The sequence below is a fragment of the Stenotrophomonas sp. 1L-E-5-B-C3 genome (genome assembly GCF_057292075.1).
In genome coordinates this window covers 61,772-80,075 of the sequence record NZ_JBXAWS010000015.1, presented here as the reverse complement: position 1 = coordinate 80,075, position 18,304 = coordinate 61,772, and the positions used below count along the sequence as shown (strand labels likewise).

22 protein-coding genes and 1 pseudogene are annotated in these 18,304 nt (G+C 66.2%); 5 read left to right on the top strand and 18 right to left on the bottom strand.

Annotation, left to right across the window (positions count from 1 at the left end; translation table 11 throughout):
- Window positions 1-98: 98 nt before the first annotated feature.
- The 18 genes and pseudogenes from AC0Z6F_RS17515 to AC0Z6F_RS17430 form a co-directional block, all read right to left on the bottom strand.
- Window positions 99-758, bottom strand: a complete 660-nt coding sequence (locus tag AC0Z6F_RS17515) for a hypothetical protein (protein ID WP_012510231.1) — start codon at window positions 756-758, stop codon at window positions 99-101.
- A 1-nt stretch (window position 759) separates the two neighbouring features.
- Window positions 760-2,730, bottom strand: coding sequence for a tail fiber domain-containing protein (locus tag AC0Z6F_RS17510; RefSeq protein WP_012510232.1), 1,971 nt, complete (start codon window positions 2,728-2,730; stop codon window positions 760-762).
- 7 nt (window positions 2,731-2,737) lie between these two features.
- A complete protein-coding gene (locus tag AC0Z6F_RS17505) occupies window positions 2,738-3,316 on the bottom strand; it encodes a phage tail protein I (RefSeq protein WP_198283154.1) in 579 nt (192 codons plus the stop codon).
- Window positions 3,317-3,397: 81 nt separating this feature from the next.
- Window positions 3,398-4,039, bottom strand: a pseudogene (locus AC0Z6F_RS17500) (phage head spike fiber domain-containing protein); the annotation flags it as partial.
- Entirely contained in the window at window positions 4,032-4,928 is an 897-nt protein-coding gene (locus tag AC0Z6F_RS17495) for a baseplate assembly protein (RefSeq protein WP_012510234.1), read from the bottom strand. The pseudogene AC0Z6F_RS17500 and the gene AC0Z6F_RS17495, both read right to left, overlap by 8 nt.
- Before the next feature lie 2 nt (window positions 4,929-4,930).
- Entirely contained in the window at window positions 4,931-5,269 is a 339-nt protein-coding gene (locus AC0Z6F_RS17490; protein WP_005408332.1) for a GPW/gp25 family protein, read from the bottom strand.
- Between the two features lie 52 nt (window positions 5,270-5,321).
- A complete protein-coding gene (locus AC0Z6F_RS17485) occupies window positions 5,322-5,912 on the bottom strand; it encodes a phage baseplate assembly protein V (protein WP_012510235.1) in 591 nt (196 codons plus the stop codon).
- Window positions 5,909-6,463 carry a hypothetical protein gene (locus AC0Z6F_RS17480; RefSeq protein WP_012510236.1) on the bottom strand — a complete coding sequence of 185 codons (555 nt, stop codon included), beginning with the start codon at window positions 6,461-6,463 and terminating at the stop codon, window positions 5,909-5,911. The genes AC0Z6F_RS17485 and AC0Z6F_RS17480 overlap by 4 nt, the downstream gene beginning before the upstream one ends.
- Before the next feature lie 117 nt (window positions 6,464-6,580).
- Window positions 6,581-6,910: a hypothetical protein gene (locus AC0Z6F_RS17475; protein WP_157628458.1), complete on the bottom strand. Its 330-nt coding sequence runs from the start codon at window positions 6,908-6,910 to the stop codon at window positions 6,581-6,583.
- Complete coding sequence (locus tag AC0Z6F_RS17470) at window positions 6,816-7,109, bottom strand: hypothetical protein (RefSeq protein ID WP_232274010.1); 294 nt, start codon at window positions 7,107-7,109, stop codon at window positions 6,816-6,818. The genes AC0Z6F_RS17475 and AC0Z6F_RS17470 overlap by 95 nt, the downstream gene beginning before the upstream one ends.
- Window positions 7,110-7,189: 80 nt before the next feature.
- Window positions 7,190-7,675, bottom strand: coding sequence for a glycoside hydrolase family 24 protein (locus tag AC0Z6F_RS17465; protein WP_012510238.1), 486 nt, complete (start codon window positions 7,673-7,675; stop codon window positions 7,190-7,192).
- Window positions 7,672-8,022 (bottom strand): hypothetical protein, encoded by a 351-nt coding sequence (locus AC0Z6F_RS17460; RefSeq protein ID WP_012510239.1) that lies wholly within the window; start codon window positions 8,020-8,022, stop codon window positions 7,672-7,674. The genes AC0Z6F_RS17465 and AC0Z6F_RS17460 overlap by 4 nt, the downstream gene beginning before the upstream one ends.
- Window positions 8,019-8,447 carry a Mor transcription activator family protein gene (locus tag AC0Z6F_RS17455; RefSeq protein ID WP_232274011.1) on the bottom strand — a complete coding sequence of 143 codons (429 nt, stop codon included), beginning with the start codon at window positions 8,445-8,447 and terminating at the stop codon, window positions 8,019-8,021. The genes AC0Z6F_RS17460 and AC0Z6F_RS17455 overlap by 4 nt, the downstream gene beginning before the upstream one ends.
- A 355-nt stretch (window positions 8,448-8,802) precedes the next feature.
- Window positions 8,803-9,186 carry a hypothetical protein gene (locus tag AC0Z6F_RS17450; protein ID WP_012510241.1) on the bottom strand — a complete coding sequence of 128 codons (384 nt, stop codon included), beginning with the start codon at window positions 9,184-9,186 and terminating at the stop codon, window positions 8,803-8,805.
- Window positions 9,187-9,338: 152 nt separating this feature from the next.
- Window positions 9,339-9,977: a deoxynucleotide monophosphate kinase family protein gene (locus tag AC0Z6F_RS17445; RefSeq protein ID WP_012510242.1), complete on the bottom strand. Its 639-nt coding sequence runs from the start codon at window positions 9,975-9,977 to the stop codon at window positions 9,339-9,341.
- A 41-nt stretch (window positions 9,978-10,018) separates the two neighbouring features.
- Complete coding sequence (locus AC0Z6F_RS17440) at window positions 10,019-10,246, bottom strand: hypothetical protein (protein WP_012510243.1); 228 nt, start codon at window positions 10,244-10,246, stop codon at window positions 10,019-10,021.
- 74 nt (window positions 10,247-10,320) lie between these two features.
- Window positions 10,321-10,596 carry a DUF7696 family protein gene (locus AC0Z6F_RS17435; RefSeq protein WP_012510244.1) on the bottom strand — a complete coding sequence of 92 codons (276 nt, stop codon included), beginning with the start codon at window positions 10,594-10,596 and terminating at the stop codon, window positions 10,321-10,323.
- Entirely contained in the window at window positions 10,597-12,933 is a 2,337-nt protein-coding gene (locus AC0Z6F_RS17430; RefSeq protein ID WP_012510245.1) for a VapE domain-containing protein, read from the bottom strand.
- Between the two features lie 485 nt (window positions 12,934-13,418).
- Between AC0Z6F_RS17430 and AC0Z6F_RS17425 the strand changes: the two genes are divergently transcribed.
- The 5 genes from AC0Z6F_RS17425 (at window position 13,419) to AC0Z6F_RS17405 (ending at window position 18,300) form a co-directional block, all read left to right on the top strand.
- Window positions 13,419-13,643 (top strand): hypothetical protein, encoded by a 225-nt coding sequence (locus AC0Z6F_RS17425; protein ID WP_012510246.1) that lies wholly within the window; start codon window positions 13,419-13,421, stop codon window positions 13,641-13,643.
- An 11-nt stretch (window positions 13,644-13,654) separates the two neighbouring features.
- Window positions 13,655-13,909 carry a hypothetical protein gene (locus tag AC0Z6F_RS17420; protein ID WP_012510247.1) on the top strand — a complete coding sequence of 85 codons (255 nt, stop codon included), beginning with the start codon at window positions 13,655-13,657 and terminating at the stop codon, window positions 13,907-13,909.
- A gap of 216 nt (window positions 13,910-14,125) precedes the next feature.
- Complete coding sequence (locus tag AC0Z6F_RS17415) at window positions 14,126-14,521, top strand: DUF2946 family protein (protein ID WP_012510248.1); 396 nt, start codon at window positions 14,126-14,128, stop codon at window positions 14,519-14,521.
- 129 nt (window positions 14,522-14,650) lie between these two features.
- Window positions 14,651-16,789, top strand: a complete 2,139-nt coding sequence (locus AC0Z6F_RS17410) for a TonB-dependent receptor (protein ID WP_485617981.1) — start codon at window positions 14,651-14,653, stop codon at window positions 16,787-16,789.
- An 11-nt stretch (window positions 16,790-16,800) separates the two neighbouring features.
- The gene (locus AC0Z6F_RS17405; protein ID WP_012510250.1) at window positions 16,801-18,300 is read left to right on the top strand and encodes a PepSY domain-containing protein; all 1,500 of its coding nucleotides are present in this window, start codon (window positions 16,801-16,803) and stop codon (window positions 18,298-18,300) included.
- The last annotated feature ends 4 nt before the right edge of the window (window positions 18,301-18,304 follow it).

Genomic DNA, 18,304 nt, shown 5'->3' with positions numbered 1-18,304 from the left:
GTTCCTCGGTGTGGTGGTGTGCCTGCAGATGCAGGCGACGGGTATATCTTCGGAAAATGTGGTTATCGCGATAATTGCAGCGGTGGTCCGCTGATTGATCAGACCCAGCCGGAGGCGCTGACGCTGGCGCTGAAGGTGGAAACCTGTGCGTTCCCGCCGGCACGGCGCAGCGCGACGGAAATGCTGACGCTGTCCGATTCGTAGCTGGCGGACCTGGCAGGGACGCTGATCGACACGCCTGCCGACGGAGCCGCCGATGCCTGCACGAACGAGGGAGCACTCGTGCTGAAAGAGGCTTTAGCAGGCGAGGAGCCGGTGATCTGCACTTCGTACTCGGAAACGCTTGCACCTGCCGGAAGCCACCGGCCCGACGCTGCTACTGAGCTGCCTCCATTGCCGCCACCGGCAACGCCAGTGCGGATGGCATAGGTACCGTCGGCGTATATCAGGATTGAGACGGTTGCCGACACGGAGCCGGTGGAGTTGGTCTTGGCACCGTTGCTTGCCGAGTAGCCCTTGCCATGGAACGGCAGCCTGTAGGTGGCGCTGCCGCGAGCCGCCCACAGGTTGGACACGTCCATGCCATTGATGCGATGGCCTACGTCAGCACGCTTGCTGCCGTACTGGATGTGGGCATAGCGACGACTGAGGTCGGTGCCGCCTACACGCCGACCGCAATCCTGTGCGATGGGGCCTTCCACGTAGGGATCGAACAGATCGTCGAAATCGGCGCCTGCGGAGCGGTATCCACTGGGCATGTCAGCGCTCCGCTTTCAGCGCGCGCACTTCGGCGGCCAGTTCCTGGATGGCCTTGGCCATGACCGGCAGCAGCTGGTCGAGCTTGACCGATGCCACGCGCTCGCCCTGGAACTCGACACCTTCCAGGTCGACAGCTTCCGGGACCACTTCGGCCAACTGCTCGGCGACGAAGAACAGGCGGCGACGCCCGTCGTCGTTGTACTCGGGCTTGTAGTGGCCGGCCGCCAGTTCCATCTGCTCGACAGCGGCCAGGCCGTAGGGCAGCGCCCCCTCGATGTTCTTCAGCTTGCGGGAAGATCCGAAGTCGTAGCCACCACTCGTTGCCAGAGCACCGGCACTGGTCAACGTTAGTCGATCAACGCCTTGGGCGGTGGAAGACCATATCCGGAGTACGTTATCCGTGTTGTAGATATGGAATTCTCGGTTTGCGTTCCCGCGATCCTTGATGACAAACGCTGCGCTTGCGCCAGTGGAATTAATGCCCCCTACGAAGGTGTTCTCCCTGTACTGGATATTGCTGAAATTCGCACGCTGAGTCGGCGATCCACCATTGAAATCGTAGGAGTAGAGCGACAACGTCGCGTCAGCTTCCATCGCAGTTGCCCAACGGGTCACGTTGTTGGCCCAACCAAATCGCTGGTGCACGACCTGGGTGCTGCCCTGTCCCACGTACATGTTCAGCGTGCCACTCATGACGTCTCCGGCCTTGTTGACCTTGGCGGCAGGATCGAAGTTTCCGCTGGTCCAGATCGTGCCGCCTGCGTTCAGCGTCGCGCCATAGCCACCAGCGGAGTTGGAGAAGGTGAAATTGGGCCCATTCTTGAAGATGTATGAGCTGGTATCACCCAGGACCAAGACACCATCGTTGGCAACATTGTTCCAGCCGTAGGAGCGAAGTGAGTTGCCGTTTACCGCAACATGGCCGCTGAAGATTCCACCAGTTTTGTCCATCTTTGCATCGGGCACGAAGTTCCCCGCATGCCACATCGTCGAGCCGTTCCAGCGAGGAGCGTCCCCATGCTTGATGGTGATTTCGCTGCTGGCACTGCGGTCTGAGCTCCACACACGCCACAGGCTGGAGTTGCCCCAGCCACCGATGAAGGACTGCTCGGAACCGGAAACACCAAAGCCCAGCAATGGATAGGGTCCACTGATGAACTGCTGGTCGGTGAAGGTATTACCTGCCTTGGACGCCTTGCCATCCAGCGCTGACTGCAGCCCGGTCACGTCGGCGATCACATGCTTGTGGCCCACCGTGGCGAAATCACCGGCCAGCGCAAATGCAGAGGCGTGCTTGCCATCCAGGGTGTCAGCGTCCAGGCCATTGCCATGGCCGGTGTCCTTCAGCGCGGCGCTCTTCAGTTCCAGAGCCGTGCGGGCTGCTGCGGTGCTGGACGCAGCCAGCAGCGTCTTCGCCAGTGCAGTAGGGGCAGGGCCGCCGAAGCGCTTGTCGGTGAACGCACGCAGGCCGCGTGGTGTCACTGCGCGCTGGGTGTCTGCTGCGTCTTCCGCCTCGGTTGTGGTGGCGAGCTCGACCACACCCACGACCTCGGTGGTTGCAGGCGGATAGATGAAGCCGGCGTCACCGAACTGGATCAGCGTGGTGTCCACCTCGGTGAATCGGGTGTCGGTGGCAAGCAGCAGCATCGATGCGGCCGACTTCTCCATGATCGGATCGGCCTGGCCGTAGCTGGCGAACAGAGTGCCGTCAGCCAGGTACAGGCCGAACCCGCGCAGCGTGTAGGCTGTTGCGCTGTCGTCGCGGATCGTGACGTGCACGGTGTCATCGCCCACTGCCTGGCCGCCGAAGCTGGCCACACGCTTGATCTCGCCTGGCAGCAGGGTGAGCCCCGCCGAAGGCACGAAGGCGGTCGAGGTCAGGCCGATCTGGGTGATCAGGACGGCGTTGGTGCCGGTATTCGGCGGATTGACCAGCTTGGCGAAGCCGGCATCGGTGATTTTCAAGCGCATGCGGGGGTTACTCTCCGATCAGTTGAAGGCGGCGGAAGGCCGTGGCGTGGGCGGCTGCAAGTGCACCGATGGCGGCGTCGGCCTGCATGCCCTGGGTAAAGGTGAAATGCGAGCGCACCGGCTTGGTCCGGGTGATTTCGCCGATGACGTCCTCGACGAACATCGCCGTGGCGGACTGGCCATCCTGGTTGGCGATGGTCATCACCGCTTCGAAGGTGTGCGGTGCGCCCTTGGGCTGCAGCTGCCACCACTCGCGGATCAGCACCGAGCCACCGAAGGCGGCCACCACGTCACGCACGCTGCCGGCGGTACCCTTGCGTCGCTGGATGGCGATGGCCGTACGCACCCGGGCGCGCTTCACAGCTTCGGGCCAGTAGGCTTTCCATTCGTCGACCGACAGCGCCCAGGCCAGCCAGGGCAGCAGTGCAGCCGGACAGCGGTCGGCATCCCACAGTGCGGTGATATCCACCGGCAATGATCGAGCGACGATGGAGCCTGCCAGGCCACGTTCGGCGTGGGTAGCATTGGGCGGCAGCAGGTTGGCGGCGACCGGGACATTTACCCTGGCCTCGCCATCTATCACCATCCCCGGCATCGGCGCGGTGCCGAGCGTGACCACTGCGCCGGTATGGACGTAGTCGGTGATGACGGGGATGGAGGCGGTGGTGGCGATGTAACCTGTTGCACGACTACCGGCTTCTGCCTGGGCACCCCACACGTGGATGCGGGCGTCTGGCGCGAGCCCGGAGTTCGGGGCCGCCAAACGATCAAACACGATGCCCAGCCCGCGACCGGGGTCGCTGGGGCTTGGCGTGTAGGTGAAGGCGTGGCGCTGCCATTCCGTGCCTACAGCCAGGCGCGTCCGGCCTGCGCCGAGTGTACGCAGGCCGAAATCGACAGCGCAGGGCTGACTGGCGCGCAACCAGACACTGATGGTCGAAGGCGCTCCGTCGGAGTACGCGGAGCCATCGTCGTCCACCAGGCCGGTGAAGTTCTGGTTGGGGCCACCGATGGCGTCGGAGGCTGCGAACGAGAATGCCGTGCGGGTTCCATCGGGCGCGGACTCGCCACCCACCAGGCTGGCAGGCTTCCTGTAAAAGCCCAACCAGCTTGTGGCGCGGAAATCCTGCGATTGGCGCTGAAGATTGCGGCGTGGTTGGTTGAAAAGGCGCTGCCGACCCTGCCAATCGGTGCGGTAGACCGACAGCTCCGTTGCCAGTGCACCGCCCGGGTGGCGGAAGGTGCGGTTCTGCCCATCAATGGCGCCGCGGAGGCGCGCGCTGATCAGGCGGGTGGTGTCGTCACTCATCATTGCCGCCATGGGTCAGCGTGATGTTGCTGCAGTGCGTGGCCTGGGTGCGATCGACCACGATGTCTGTCGCCGGGCTGGTGATTTCCACACGTTGAACACCTTCGGCGTGCAGTGCGGCGAAAAGCCCCGAACGGGTAACGTCGCGGCCGAGCCGGTGCGACTCGCTGATGTAACGGTCCAGGCGGGTACGTGCTTCGGCAAGCACCACCTGCGAGTCTGGACCGGCAAAGGTAAACAGCGCGGCGCTGACCGAGTAGTTGACGATTGCCGCGGTGCGCACCAGGACATGATCGGTCAACGGTCGCACGTCATCCGCACTCAGTTTTGCTTCTACGACGTCGAGCAGGCCCTGGGTCGCGGTTCCATCCGCCTCGCGCGACAGCACCGACACCACCACCTCGCCCGGTGCGGGGCTGGTGGCACTCGCATCCAGCACCCGCGGGTCGGCGCTCAGCGCATGGAATACATAGGCACCTTCCGGCCCGGCCACGCTGAATCCTTCCGGCCCCAGCTGGATGCGGCGGCGGAAGTCCTCGTCATTCTCGTAGCGGGGCGCGATGCCCTGCTGCGGCTTGCCCGGGTCCAGTACCTGGCGGGCGATGCCGAAGATCGCAGCGAGGTGATCCAGATCGCTGCCGACCGCATAGGCCAGCATCACGCCACGCGCGGCGTCGTTGACGCGCTGGCGATCGAGCAGGCGCAGGTAGGTGCAGACCTCCAGGATCTTGAAGGCCGGGTCCGACGGCAGCAGCGCGTCGAAGGTGGGGTCCAGGGCCTGCAGCGCGGTCAGCGATTCATCGAACATGGCTTCGAAATCGAGCACTTCGATGACCGCCGGGGCGGGCAGCTGGGACAGATTGACACTGGTGAACGAGCCGGATGCCACGGTTAGCGAACCTCGATTCCTTCGATGGTGATGGCCTCGCCGTCCGGCAGGTGGATCCCGGTCACTGCCAGGATCATCACGCCGGGGGCGGGGAGGGAAACGTCGACGTTCTCGACGTGGAGACGCGGTTCCCATCGCGCGAGCGCGTCGACGGTGGCCGCGATCAGGTCCATGCGCAGCGAGCGGTTGGTCGGCGCATCGATCAGTTCAAACACGCGTGAACCGTATTCGCGGCGCAGTACGCGGGAGCCAAGGGGCGTGGTGAGAATGTCACGCACGGACTGGTGAAGATGGGCGAGCCCATCCAGTGATTTGCCGGTGTTGGCGTCGATTCCTCGCATGGCCTCTATCGTCGTGGAGTACTGGTTTTCAGGGCATTGCAGGCGTGGCCGCTCAAGCCTGGGCCGGCGTGGTCGGGGCGGTTGGGCCCTGTGCGGTGTGCTTGTGTGCCTTCAGGCCGATGGCGCCAGCCTTGATCTCGCCCGGTGTGCTGATGTCCTTGCCAGCGCTGATCGCGCCGCTGACATCCAGATCGCCGGTCGCCTTGATCGAGGGCGTATCGAGCACGATCGATTCGCTGGCGATCACCTGTGCATTCGCGCAGGTGACGATGACCTTGCCGCTGCCGACATGGACGTTGAGCGTGGTGGTTTCCTGGTCGTACTCGACGGTGCTGCCGTCGGCGAACTCGGTGCGTTGCCGCAGGCGCGAGTCGGCCGGCGGCGGAAAGCGGTCCTGGTACAGGCTGCCGAGTACCAGCGCCTGGCCGGGATCGCCATAGGGGCAGGCCAGTACGACCTGCTCGCCGGGTTCGGGGGCGCACCAGCTGCGTACGCCCGGGCCCGCGCGGCGTTCCAGCCAGGGAATCCAGTCGGTGAGCATGCCGTCGGCATCGACGCGAACACGCCCGTTCGCCTCGTCCAGCTCGCGTACCACACCGATCATCAGCAGGTTGCCGATCAACCGCGCGTGTTCGGCGCTCATCGTGCGCGCTCCGGCAACGGCTGGTAGCGGGACTCATGGGCACGGCCGATCTCCGGCGCGAAGCTGTAGGACGCCTGCGGCACCGCGCCACCGGCGTCATCCCACGGGTTGTCGCCCAACGCGACCGGCAGCGACCACTCGACGATCCAGGTGTGCAGGCCCGGCTGTGCCGCCGCTGGGACTTCGGGCAATGCTGCGATCACATCGATCGCGCCGCTGGCAACACCGGGAAAGCGGCCGAGCTGGTGCAACCAGGTCGCGAGGGCGAGGGCCGCGTTGCGCAGCTGCAGCGCTGTGGTTGCATCGGTTGCCGGCAGCACAATGCGTGCTTCGAAGCGCAGCGTGGCCTGCAGAAGGCCAGTGCCATCATTGTTGTCCCTGCTGCGGTCACAGCGGGTCATCGCCAGCAGGCAGGCCGGCAGGGGCATCCCCTCAGCGTTGGCGTCGCGATGGAACTCGACGCTTGCAAACCCCGGAAAGCGTGCGCGGATTGCGGCTTCGATCGCGGCAATCAGCGGATCGAGCGTGGGAGGGAAGGGATCGTTCGCCATGTCAGCTCATGCAAGGAAGGGAAGAAGGACGTGGCCTGTGCGGCGCGCGCGGTCTGCAGCCAGTGTTGCCATCACCGCAGTGGGGTGGCATTGCAGGCGTGGCCGTATCCGGCAGGCTCAGTGCGCGGAAGTGGCGCTGCTGCCGCAGTCGGCAGGTGCTGCCGGCGCGCCGCCATTGATGGTGATGCCGCGCTGGTTGCCGAGGCTGCACAGCAGCGCACTCAGCTGTTCGGCCAGCGCGTGGTACTGCTGTGCGACGGCAACGTGATTGCGCAGCAGCGCGTCATCGCTGCCCGCGTGCAGGTCCGGCAGGCGGGAAGGGGGCAGCAGCTGGGCGGGTGCGATGCTGAGATCAGCGCGGCAGGGCGTGGCCGGCGTTGGCCTCGCGCCAGATGCGCACGAACTCAGCGTCAGCGTCGCCGCGATCACGACCAGGAGTCTTGGCATGGGTCTCGATGTCCCGTTGCAGGATGTTGAACTGTTCGGTGCGCCGGACCTGGTGGGCCAGGCGCTGTGATTCGGCCTGCGCGCCTGCGGCGCTGTTGGCGAGGGCCTGCTGGTGCGCGCGCTGGGCTGCATCGGCGCGGGCCGCCTGCTGCGCTGCCCGGGTGGTGGCAACGGCAAGGTCCGCGCTGCGGTCGCGCAAGGTCCATCCCAGCCAGGCGCAGCTCGCGTGACTACCGGCAAGGACCAGCAGTCCGATGCCCAACCTCAGTGCCCCGGGCGTCACTGCAGGGCTCCGCCGGCGGCACGGTACGCCGCGCGTAGCGTTTCCAGTGCGTGCTCCTTCTGGCCGTAGCCGGCGCCTGGCAGCGACGCCCAGATGCGCCGTGCCGCGGTGACAGCGGCATCGAAGCGTCCCAACCGGATCAGCTCGTAGGCACCGCACTGTTTCAGCAGGGCGACCGCCGCACGGTCCTGCGAGACTGGCCCGAAGTCAGGCAGGCCCAGGCGTGCGCGCAGGTCGTCCCAGGTGCTGCGCAGGAACTGGTAGCGGCCGGCGGCGCTGGATTTGATGCCGTAGCGCGGCAGCGACACCAGCACGCGGGGATGGTCGCGGTAGTCGCTGAACAGCTGGCCGCCGACGATGACGTCGTAGCCGCGGCCACGTGAGCGCTGGCCCGGAATGTCGGTGCCTTCGGACACGGCCAGCATGTCCAGGAACGCAGCGACGTTGGTGCCACCGAGGGCACTGGCGGCGGCGACGGTCATGCGGCCGCTCCCGGTTGCTTGCGCACCAGGGCCAGCAGGGCGTCTATCTGTACGCTCTGCTGGGCGATCTGTGCACGCAGGGCGCTGACTTCACCGCGCAGCTGCCCGATTTCCTGGGCCATTGCCTCGCGTTCGTGCATCAGTCCATCGGCGCGAGTACGTTCGGCCGCGAGTTGTTCCTGCAGGGTGCGCAGGGTGTTGTTGGTGGCTTCATCGGCGGTGCGGTCGACCTTGGCCGACGACAGCCACTGGCGCAGCCACAACGACACTGCAATCAGCACGCCCGAGGTCCCGCCCAGGTACTTGGCCCAATCTGGCACGCCGGCCAGCAGCTCGCTCTCGTTCATGCGCGTGCGTATCCCTTGAGCAGGGCCGGGTGGACGGCCGGTGGCGGCGCGGAACGCGCGCCGCGCAGGGCGCGCTTGATGGTTGTCTGTGAGACGCCGAACTCACGCGCGACATGCTCGCGCGGCATGCCGCTGGCGACCGCGCGGGCGATCTGCTCACGGCGTTCGTGCGCGCCGGCAGCGAAGCAGGACGCCAGGAACAACAGTTCGCCGCCGAAGTGCGCGACCAGCCGCTGGGCGACGTCGTGGCCAAGGATGTCGATCAGCCGGTGCTGGTCGGGCAGGGTGGAGGGGACGTAGACGATGACGCGGTGACGGCCGGTGGTGCTGGAGGTGGTCGGCGGCCACGCACGCACCAGCGTGAGGGCTGCGGATTCGCCGATGACCTCGGCCAGGGTCTGGATGCTGTCGGGCAGGGCGTTCATGGAGGATGTCTTCAGTGGCATTGATCTCCACTGTTGCCATCCCGCTCGTCCAGTCAACACCTTTCATCTACTTTTATATCTGCGCGCTGAAGACGTTCAGTCGTGCGCGAGGAAGGGTGAGGAGCACGACTCGCCTGCTTGCAGTGCGCCGCATCCGCTTGCACCGACCGCTGATGTTCTCCTGTACATCCGTACTCGTTGTCCTCATCTGGCAGGAACAGAGGCAGATCAAGGGGATCGGGCAGGTACAGGGTGAGGACGGCCACCCGCCACACAGCCTCATGCGCCGTGTACGGGCCTGAAACGAAAAAGCCCCGGACGATGCCGGGGCTTCAGGACTGCAGGAGGCGCTGGATCAAAGATCGAATACCAGGTTGCCGCCGGTCTTGCGGGGGATGTAACCGGCGTCGCGCAGCCAGCGTGCTGCGTTGACCTGGTCCATACGCTTGACCGGGAAGCGGTTGGCGAACATCAGGAAACGCGCCACGGTGATCGACTCGCCCTTGCCCTTCAAGGCAGCGAGGGTTTCGACGAACCACGGTGCGGGCGGCTGCTGGTTGCCGGGGCGGGCCACGGTACGCGCCTGCTGGGCGCTGCCAGCGCCTGTCCGGGCAGTGGCCAGCGTGCACAGCGAGATGAAGATCGCATCCAGGCTCACGTTGTCCTTGCTGCCCTTGGGCTGGGACTTGAACAACTCGATGGCCTTCAGGCGCGTCGACGTGAACTGTTCGACCTCCATGGCGTTTCCTCTTTGCGAAATGGGTTGGGGATGCAGAGTGACGACAGGTGTCGTCGGTGATGGGGGATGACCTTACATCATTCTCGTCGATGATGGGTCGGGGCCTGCGGTGGGTTCAGCGGATGGGGCGGGTAGCGGGTCCTGATTCCGGATCAGATCACACCGCGTGAAAGCAGCTGGTCCAGGGATCTGCGGACCAGATCGGCCGGGGTGCCGTCGTTGTCGACTTCGATGTCGACCAGTTCATGTGGCAGCGGCTGCTCGCTGGCATGAGGGTCGCTGCTGCAATGGCCCGGGCGGTTGACGCGGATCACGACACCACCACGACGCCGGATCGCGCGGGCCTCATTGGCGAAGCGGACGTCGGGTACCAGCCCGCCCTCGGGCAGGCGTGCGAACAGCGAGCGTACCCACAGCTCGGGATGGACGCGGTCACGCCCCCATTCGGTACCGCCGGTCTGCATCAGGTGGCGCGGGGTGAGTTCGGCCAGCCAGTCGATGGCATCCTCCTTGCGCCTGTCCAGTTCGTGCAGGGAAAGACCGAGGAGGGAGGCGACGAACTGCCGCAGTGGGGCCGCGAAGCTGTCGCGTGGCAGTGACAACGCCGACGCCAGTCCATTGGCGAGTGTGTCCTTGCCCGAGCGCTTGCTGCCGGCGATGCCGATGTAGAGCGGCACACGTGCGCGCGGCGCCGGCCGCAGGGCGATGCTGCCCAGTGCAGGGCCGGCACGGAACGCGGCCAGTGTGTCGGCAATCATGCGATGACCGCTGTCGAGGGAGGCGGGAATCATGCGGAATCTACTCCTGGAGAAATGCGGCAGGTGCCGGAGGATCAGGAATCGCGACCGGCGAGGCTGCGGGCGCGGAGGATGCGCTGGGTGATGCGACCGCCCCGGGCCGCCGCGGCGATCGGGTCAAAGCACAGCATGGCGGTGCGGGTACGTCGGCCGGCAGCGAGGTGGTCGCGGATGGTCCGCTCGGACAGCACCGGTACCCGCTGGTGGATCTGCTGCACGGTCAGCTGCTCACCTTCGAAGGCATGCAGTCGGGGATGAGGCATGGCGGAAGCGCTCCTGAAAGGTGGCGGGCCGATACAGCCATCTTGCCTCTGTAGATGCCCCTAGTCAACACCTTTCATCTACTTACGTCATGGTGCAGTTGGACGGGCGGGCTGGCGGTCCACAGCCGCAATGCCGCTGCTGCCAGGCGCTCACGCTCAACCGGGCCGCGTGCGGCCAGGACACCCTCGAGATACTGCTGGCGGTGCCGGCGCGAACTGACCGCCGTCCAGCGCCCGTCGCTGCCCATGCGGCGGTAGCCGTCCAGTTGCAACACGAGACGTGCTTCGCAGTGCAGACGCCAGTCGTCGCTGCTGCTGTCAACGTCGCGACCATCATGCAGGCGTGGCATCTAGAACGGCCCTGCCGCGTGCTCGGCGAGACTGCGTCGGCGCTGTGGCATCAGCCAGACCTTGGCCCGCTCCTTGCCCACCACGCGGGTGCGTACGCCATGCCGCTTCACCACGTAGGCGGCGGCCTCGTTCACCTCGCGACGGTTGGGCTTGTCGATGCCCACCGCGATGACGATTTCGGTGGCGCGGTAATGCGCGCTCCAGTGTTCGGCAGGGAGCGACCAGTCGAAATGGCGATCGATCAGTTCGGCGATGGGCGAGATGGGTTCGTGTTCGCTGTTGGTGGCATTCAGTGCATCCAGTTCCTCGGCACTCAAGTGCCAGGTCTCGCCGCTGCTGTACAACGCATGGGCCTCTGCCCACACCTGCTGCATGTCGATCCGCGCCGGTTCGCCCAATGCCACGGCGTGCACGGTCCACCAGCGGGTATTGCCGGTGGCATCGCGCAGGAAGCGTTCGTCGTTGACACTGGCAAACAGGATGGTGCGCCGCGCGTAGCGGGATTCGGTGCGCGCGTAGGGGCGGCGGATCTCGTCATGGCTGCGCGAGATGAATGATTTCAGCGCCGCGATATCAGTACGGCGGAAGGTGGCATCGACTTCGCCCAGCTCGACGATCCATTTGGAGATGACCTGCTTGACGCTGTCCTTGTTGGCCGGATCGAGCACCACGCCATCGGCGATCAGTTGCAGCTCCGCCGGCGCCAGCTGCCGTGCCCAGCGCGTCTTGCCCAGGTTCTGTTTCGAGACGAACGTCAGCACGCCGCGCGCGACCACGCCATCGGGTTCAAAGGCGGCCGCCACGCCGGAGATCAGCCAGCGCCGCATCAGAACCTCCTTCAGCACGCGTCCGTCGGCCATGCGCGTGGGCTGGGCTTCCTGCACGGTGTCGAAGAACGCCTGCAGGCGGCGCTGACCATCCCACGGCCGTGAGGTGATCCAGCTGGCGACCGGGTTGTAGGGATTGGCTTCGGCCACCTGGCACAGGTTGGTCTCGAAGCTGGCGGTGGCCATGCCGGCGCGGTGCATGCAATCCATCACTTCGCCAGCCGCGACTTCCTTGGCGTTGTCCACGGTCGTCTGCAGCCCAGGGACCAGAATCTCCAGATCCTTGCGGATGACGTTGTAGCGCACGGTCACACCGGTGCGGCGGCACAGCTCGGCCAGGTTGCGGGCCGTTGGCAACGGCCGCCCGCGCGCGCTGGTGTCGGGAAACGGGGTGAAGGCATCGAATGCGGACAGGTTGCCTGGCACCTGGTAGCGCGCGCTGCCCGATGACGGTGCATCGTCCTGCGCCACGTCGTCGCCTGCTGCGGGCGGCACGGGGGGCAACAGCTGGGTACGCACGGCGTCCAGCCCTTCACGCAGATGAAGGTCGTTGAAGTCGGTTGGACGGTCATCGTCGCCATGAAGCGCGGCGAACTCGGGCCAGGCCACGCGGGCATCGATGTCTGCGGCAGTCTGCGTGGCCAGGGTGACGCCAGGGTTGTCCAGCGGCTGCCGCGTCCACTGATCGTTGTCGGCACATAGCACGAACGACGCGTCCGGCATGGCGCCGCGCCAGGCCTGGCCGACCGGGCCGAGGTTGCCGGCATCCCAAGCCACTACCGCGCACCAGCCGGTGGCCTGGTGGATGGATTCGGCCGTGGCGTAACCTTCTGCAATGGCGATCGGCTGGCCGGGAACCGGCTTGCCGATGACATGGAAGCAGCCCTGCTTGCGGCCGCCGGAAAGGAAGTCCTTGTCGCGTCCGAGTGCCGGATCCATGCGTGGAAAGATCGCCTGCAACGAGACAATCCGGCCCGCACTGTTCATCACCGGTACCAGCAGGGCATTGTCGATGTGGCGGAAGACCAGGCCATCGCTGTTGCGCACCGGCCATGGCGCCACACGCAGGCCATGTGCGTGGATGCCCTTGCGTACGAGATAGGGGTGGTGGGCATCCGCGGGAATGGCTCGGTTCCACAGCACGTTGGCCACCTTGGCGGCGGCGTCCTCGCGCTCGCGCTGATCCCGTTCGCGCGCGCTGCGGGCCGCCTCCTGGCGTTGCCGGATGGCACGCTGCTCGGCGGCGCTCAACGTGGTCGGCGATTTCGCGCACCAGGCATGGCGGATGCCGGTCCGCCAGCTGCCGAACTCGCCGGCCGGCACGTTGTCGCCAAACAACACCGCCCAACCATTGCGCGTGCCACGACGGTCGCCTTCCACATGGAAGCGCACCAGCGTGCCATCGGCGTTGAGCGCGTCGCGGCCGCGCGCGTCCGGCACGATGCCGTGCGCGTGCATGGCCTGCAGGAACGCGGGAACGATGTCCTGCGTGGGATGCGGTGTGTGCATTCGACGGAGCCCCTGGGAACGTGGATCGGTCCACGGCGGCTGATGGCGGCCAACGTGCTGTGCAGTACCTGGCGTGCGCAGGCCACGCAGCGGCCGACCGACGCAGTGTGGTCAGGATGTGATGGGAGGTGGTGACGGTCATGGTGTCGGAATGGGGCTTCATTTGCAACACCTTCCGGCACCTTGCATCCCTGATCGCGATCGGATCGCCCGGTACTCGTTGGATCTGCGATGGCGTTTGCAGATCGCTGTGGTCGCGCCGACGCGTCGCAGTTGGCGAGAACCGGTTTTCGCATGATGCGATCGCCGTCAGCGACGGCCCTTTGTTTCTCTCCATCGCGCCTTCGGGCGCCCGTGCACAAGGAGCCTGCATGCCTGAAATCCACTGCAACCACGAACACCGATCCGCCGCGGAATCCGCGTCATTGACGGTCGTTGCGACGTTCTCAATCGGTGCGACCACCCCTCGATAAAATACGACTGGCATGACGGACACCATCGGCGAAGCGCAGGAACTGGAAGCGCGCCACCTGCAACGCGCATTGGCCCAGCACGCAACGCGGGCCAGCAGCGTTGCCCCTCTCACGCCCATTGGGGAATGCCAGAACCCGGACTGCAGCGAAGACTTCGACAACGATCCGGCCAGGCTTTTCTGTGGGCCTGCCTGTGCCGAGCGTTTCGAAGCCATCCATCAACACCGCAACGCATAGGAACAGGGGACATGTCTCTGAACAGCAACGACGCTGACTTCACCGAACGCATCGCCGGATTGTCGGCCGAGCTCGCCATGCTGGTGAGCCTGGTGGAGAACCACATCCATCTGCAGCTGGCCGATCTGGCGGATGCGGGGGACGTGGATGCACAGGAGCGATTCGCGGTGGCCGACCCGGAGCGCTGGTTGGAGAACGCCCGCAACAGCCTGCAGGCGGGGGTCATGTTCCTGGAGCGCGCGGTGCAGCAGCCGGCGCGGTTCTAGCGTTGCCGATCGGGGGCGGAAGGGGCCGGCCAGGCTGGGCGCCCTTCCGTCCCCTCCGGGGTGATCAGTGCGCCACGTGAGCGAGGCTGCGTCATAACGTCGCACCACCTGCGAAGCAACCCTGAACGTGGTCCAAGGTTGGCTGCGGCCCCGTAGAATGGCCACGTGCGCCGTTCTGTCCTCCACCGCCGGTTCCAGGCCCTGGCATGGCTCGCCATGCTGCTGGTGCTGCTCGCTCCGCTGGTGAGCCGCTGGCTGGCGCACGGTCACGTGGCTGCTGCAGTGCCCGTGGCGGCGATGGACCACGCGATGCACGCAGAGCATGCGCAGCACGCGATGGAAGGCCATCACGACCACCACGCGATGGCGATGCCGCACGGCGAGGCCGCAAAGAAGCCACCTGCCGATCCACACGCCGATCATGAGATGGGTGTGGACTGCGATTACTGCCTGATCGCTGCACGGCTGATCACCCTGTTGGTGGCGGCATTGTTGCTGTTGACGCCGATGGCACCGGTGTGCCGCGCGCTGCGCGGTGCGGTGCGGGCGCTGCCGCAACGGATCAGCGGCACATTGGGAGCGCGTGGGCCGCCGGCCTTCATGGCCGCCTGAGCCGCACGCGCGTTGCACTGATCTGCCTTCCATGAGGTTGCCGGCCACGGCCGGTGCCCGCACGCGCGTGTTTGTCCCTTTCTGATTGCTGCCCTGCCATTGCGGGGTGGCCTTGCATGCCGTGAACAAATGAAAACGAACTCCAACTCCGCGCACCTGCGCCGGGCGACGCTGCCTGTCCTGTGCGCGTTGCTCCTGCACGCCGCGCCCCTGCTTGCCGCTGATGCGGCACCACCGACCACGCTGGATACCGTGCGGGTGGTCGATACCCGCAGCGGCGAACTCTCGTCCACCGCCAACGCCGGATCCGCACTGGGCCTGAGCGTGCTGCAGACACCGGCCAGCCTGACGGTGATTTCGCGCGAACAGCTGGAACAGCGTGGCGACAGCAACCTCAACGATGCAATCAGCCGGGCAGGCGCGATCAGTGCGATGCCGCACCCCGGCAACGGCCTGAGCGCGCTGTCCAGCCGCGGCTTCACCGATGGCGCCTCGGTGATGCGCCTGTACGACGGGCTGCGCCAGTACGGCGGCGTGGGCATCACGTTCCCGTTCGATACCTGGTCGATCGAGCGCATCGAAGTGCTGCGCGGGCCGGCCTCGGTGATCCACGGTGATGGCGCGATCGGCGGCGTGATCAACATCGTGCCGAAGAAGCCCTCGCGCGGTGCCATCGAAAACGAGATCAGCGTGACCGTGGGCAGCGAGGACACCGCGCGCCTGGGCTTCGGCAGCGGTGGCGCGCTGACGCCCGAGCTGGCCTACCGGCTGGATGTGAGTGGCAACTACAGCGGCGGTTGGGTGGACCGTGGCCGCAACAACGATGCGACGTTCTCCGGCGCGCTGCTGTGGCAGCCGCGCACCGACCTGCAGCTGACCCTCACCCATGCGCAGGGCTACCAGCAGCCGATGCGTTACTTCGGCACGCCGCTGGTCGAGGGCCGCCAGCTGGAGGCGCTGCGCCACCGCAACTACAACGTGGATGACAGCGAGATCCGCTACCGTGACCGCTGGACCCAGCTCGATGCGCTGTGGACGCCGACCGCGAACGTGGAATGGCGCACGCGCCTCTACCAGATCGACAGCCAACGCGATTGGCGCAATGCCGAGGCCTATGTTTACAACCGCGCCACCGGCTTGATCGATCGATCGGGCAACACCGAGATCACCCACAACCAGGACCAGACCGGGCTGACCTCGACGCTGCGTGTGCAGGGAACGGCGGGTGGCCTGCAGAACAGCTTCGCGGTGGGCCTGGATGCCAACCGCGCCCACTTCAAGCACACCAACAACACCTATGCTGGCAGTTCGGGCCCGGTCGATCCGTTCGATCCGGTGCCGGGCCAGTTCGTCAGCGATGCGCCGAACCTGCCGCGCTACCGCAACCGTGCCGAACAGTACGCGTTGTTCGTGGAAGACCGCTTGGCGCTGAGCGAGCGCTGGTCGGTGCTGGGAGGGCTGCGCCACGACCGCGCGCGCATCGACCGTACCGATCTGATCAGCGGCCAGAACGCGTTCTCGAAGACCTACAGCAGCACCGGCTGGCGTGCAGGCACGGTGTTCGCGCTGCAGCCGACGCTGAGCCTATATGCGCAGTACTCGCAGGCGGCGGACCCTGTCAGTGGACTGCTGATGATCAGCCCGGCCAACGGTGCCTTCGATCTGGCCAAGGGCAGGCAGATCGAAGTGGGCCTGAAGCAGGCGTTCGATGGCGGCGAGTGGACGCTGGCGGCGTATCGCATCCGCAAGACCGGGCTGCTCAGCCGCGATCCGCTGGTGCCAGATCGCCGGGTGCAGGTGGGCGCGCAGACCTCACGCGGTATCGAGGCGTCGTTGAACTGGAACTTCGCGCCGCACTGGACGTTGGATGCCAACGCCACGGTGCTGAAGGCCGAGTTCGAGGACTTCCTGGAGACGGCCGGTTCGCCGCCGATGCTGGTGTCGCGCGATGGCAACGTGCCGCCGAACGTGGCCGAACGCCTGGCCAATGTGTGGTTGAGCTGGCGGTTCGCGCCGGACTGGAGCGCGGCGGGTGGCGTTCGCTATGTCGGCAAGCGCTACGCCGACAATGCCAATACGCTGGAATTGCCCGGCTACAGCACCACCGATCTGGCGCTGACCTGGCAGGCAGCACCGCGCACGCGGCTGACCGCTCGCCTGTTCAACTTGTTCGACAAGGCGTACTACGCCACGGCGTACTACACCAGTACACAGTGGCTGCTGGGCGCGGATCGCCGCGTCGAGTTCACCGTCGATCATCGCTTCTGAGGACGCGCACCATGTCGCTGCGATCCACCGCCAAGCGCTGGACCTACCTGGTGCACCGCTGGCTGGGCATCGGCGGATGCCTGCTGATGCTGTTGTGGTTCGTCAGCGGGTTGGTGATGTTGTTCATCGGCTACCCGAAGCTGACGCCCGGTGAACGTCTGGCGGCATTGCCGGTGCTGCCGGAGGCCCACGATCTGCACGGGCTGTCGGTGCTGCCTGCCGCCGTGCAGGCCGAGCCGGAGGCCGTGGCACTGACCACGCTGCGCGGCGAGCCGGCGTATGTGGTGCGCGCGGGAAGCAACGTGGGGGCGTGGTCAGCCGTCACTGGCCAGGCCCTGCTGCCGGTGTCGGCACAGCGCGCCGAAGCATCGGCGGCACAGTTCGCCGGCGGTCCGGCCTTCGTTGGTGCGATGCGGGTGGACGAGGATCGCTGGACGCATTCGCGCGCGCTGGACGCGCACCGGCCGCTGTACCGGGTGGAGGTGGGGGGCGCACAGCCCGGTGACCTGTATGTGTCCTCGCGCACCGGTGAAGTGGTGCTGGACGCACCGCATGTGCAGCAGCGCTGGAACTATGTGGGGGCCTGGCTGCACTGGCTGTATTTCCTGCGCATGCAGTCGGTGGATCCGGTGTGGACGTGGGTGGTGATCGTGCTGTCCGCGCTGTGCACGGTGGCGGCGGTCAGCGGGATCGTGGTGGGGGTATGGCGCTGGCGTTTCCGTGGGCACTATCGCTCGGGTGCGAAGACACCGTATGTCGAGCCGTGGATGCGCTGGCACCATCTGATCGGACTGGTGGCGGCCGCCTTCGTTTTTACCTGGATCTTCAGCGGGCTGATGTCGATGAATCCATTGGGGGTCTTCAGCAGCACGCGCGAGGCGATCGACAGCGGACGCTATCGCGGTGGTGCGGTGGCGGTGGATGGCGCATTGGGTGCACCAGCGGCGCTACTGGCGGTGGCCGACGCTACGCGGTTCAAGCCGGTGGAGATCCAGTGGCGGCGCATCGGTGGTGAACTGTTTGCGGTGCTGCTGGATGGACAAGGCGATACCCGCATCGTGTCCCAGGTTGAAGGGCGGTTGCAGGTTGCGCGCGTGTTGCCCGCAGAGTGGCTGCAGCAGAAGGCAGGGGCGATGTCCGACGTGCCGATGCAGGGTTTCGCAGTCCAGCAAGCGCCGGATGCGTACTTCTATCCGCGTGCACCGGAGGCCATGAATGGTGCGGCGGTGCGCCGCTTCCCGGTGGCAGTGGTGGACTTCGACGATGCCGAGGCGACGCGTGTCTATCTCGATCTGGCCACCGGCGACCCGTTGCTGACGATGGGGCATCGGGAACGGGTGGGGCGCTGGCTGTTCTACTTCCTGCACAGCTGGGACCTACCGGCGATGTTGCGCCAGGAAGGTGCCCGGCTGGCTGTGTTGCTGCTGCTGAGCGCTGCTGGCACGGCGTTGTGCGCGACGGCCACGGTGATCGGCTATCGCCGGTTGCGGATGAAGGTGCGGCGGCGCTGATGCA

Excerpts from the sequence above, each read along its gene's own strand:
- AC0Z6F_RS17435 (WP_012510244.1), bottom strand. The coding sequence starts at position 10,596 with ATGCCACGCCTGCATGATGGTCGCGACGTTGACAGCAGCAGCGACGAC.
- AC0Z6F_RS17425 (WP_012510246.1), top strand. The coding sequence starts at position 13,419 with ATGACGGACACCATCGGCGAAGCGCAGGAACTGGAAGCGCGCCACCTG.
- AC0Z6F_RS17405 (WP_012510250.1), top strand. The coding sequence starts at position 16,801 with ATGTCGCTGCGATCCACCGCCAAGCGCTGGACCTACCTGGTGCACCGC.
- AC0Z6F_RS17455 (WP_232274011.1), bottom strand. The coding sequence starts at position 8,447 with ATGAACGCCCTGCCCGACAGCATCCAGACCCTGGCCGAGGTCATCGGC.
- AC0Z6F_RS17450 (WP_012510241.1), bottom strand. The coding sequence starts at position 9,186 with ATGGAGGTCGAACAGTTCACGTCGACGCGCCTGAAGGCCATCGAGTTG.
- AC0Z6F_RS17415 (WP_012510248.1), top strand. The coding sequence starts at position 14,126 with ATGCTGCTGGTGCTGCTCGCTCCGCTGGTGAGCCGCTGGCTGGCGCAC.
- AC0Z6F_RS17485 (WP_012510235.1), bottom strand. The coding sequence starts at position 5,912 with ATGAGCGCCGAACACGCGCGGTTGATCGGCAACCTGCTGATGATCGGT.
- AC0Z6F_RS17410 (WP_485617981.1), top strand. The coding sequence starts at position 14,651 with ATGAAAACGAACTCCAACTCCGCGCACCTGCGCCGGGCGACGCTGCCT.
- AC0Z6F_RS17480 (WP_012510236.1), bottom strand. The coding sequence starts at position 6,463 with ATGGCGAACGATCCCTTCCCTCCCACGCTCGATCCGCTGATTGCCGCG.
- AC0Z6F_RS17460 (WP_012510239.1), bottom strand. The coding sequence starts at position 8,022 with ATGAACGAGAGCGAGCTGCTGGCCGGCGTGCCAGATTGGGCCAAGTAC.
- AC0Z6F_RS17440 (WP_012510243.1), bottom strand. The coding sequence starts at position 10,246 with ATGCCTCATCCCCGACTGCATGCCTTCGAAGGTGAGCAGCTGACCGTG.
- AC0Z6F_RS17475 (WP_157628458.1), bottom strand. The coding sequence starts at position 6,910 with ATGCCAAGACTCCTGGTCGTGATCGCGGCGACGCTGACGCTGAGTTCG.
- AC0Z6F_RS17420 (WP_012510247.1), top strand. The coding sequence starts at position 13,655 with ATGTCTCTGAACAGCAACGACGCTGACTTCACCGAACGCATCGCCGGA.
- AC0Z6F_RS17505 (WP_198283154.1), bottom strand. The coding sequence starts at position 3,316 with ATGGTGATAGATGGCGAGGCCAGGGTAAATGTCCCGGTCGCCGCCAAC.
- AC0Z6F_RS17445 (WP_012510242.1), bottom strand. The coding sequence starts at position 9,977 with ATGATTCCCGCCTCCCTCGACAGCGGTCATCGCATGATTGCCGACACA.
- AC0Z6F_RS17490 (WP_005408332.1), bottom strand. The coding sequence starts at position 5,269 with ATGCGAGGAATCGACGCCAACACCGGCAAATCACTGGATGGGCTCGCC.
- AC0Z6F_RS17465 (WP_012510238.1), bottom strand. The coding sequence starts at position 7,675 with ATGACCGTCGCCGCCGCCAGTGCCCTCGGTGGCACCAACGTCGCTGCG.
- AC0Z6F_RS17430 (WP_012510245.1), bottom strand. The coding sequence starts at position 12,933 with ATGCACACACCGCATCCCACGCAGGACATCGTTCCCGCGTTCCTGCAG.
- AC0Z6F_RS17510 (WP_012510232.1), bottom strand. The coding sequence starts at position 2,730 with ATGCGCTTGAAAATCACCGATGCCGGCTTCGCCAAGCTGGTCAATCCG.
- AC0Z6F_RS17515 (WP_012510231.1), bottom strand. The coding sequence starts at position 758 with ATGCCCAGTGGATACCGCTCCGCAGGCGCCGATTTCGACGATCTGTTC.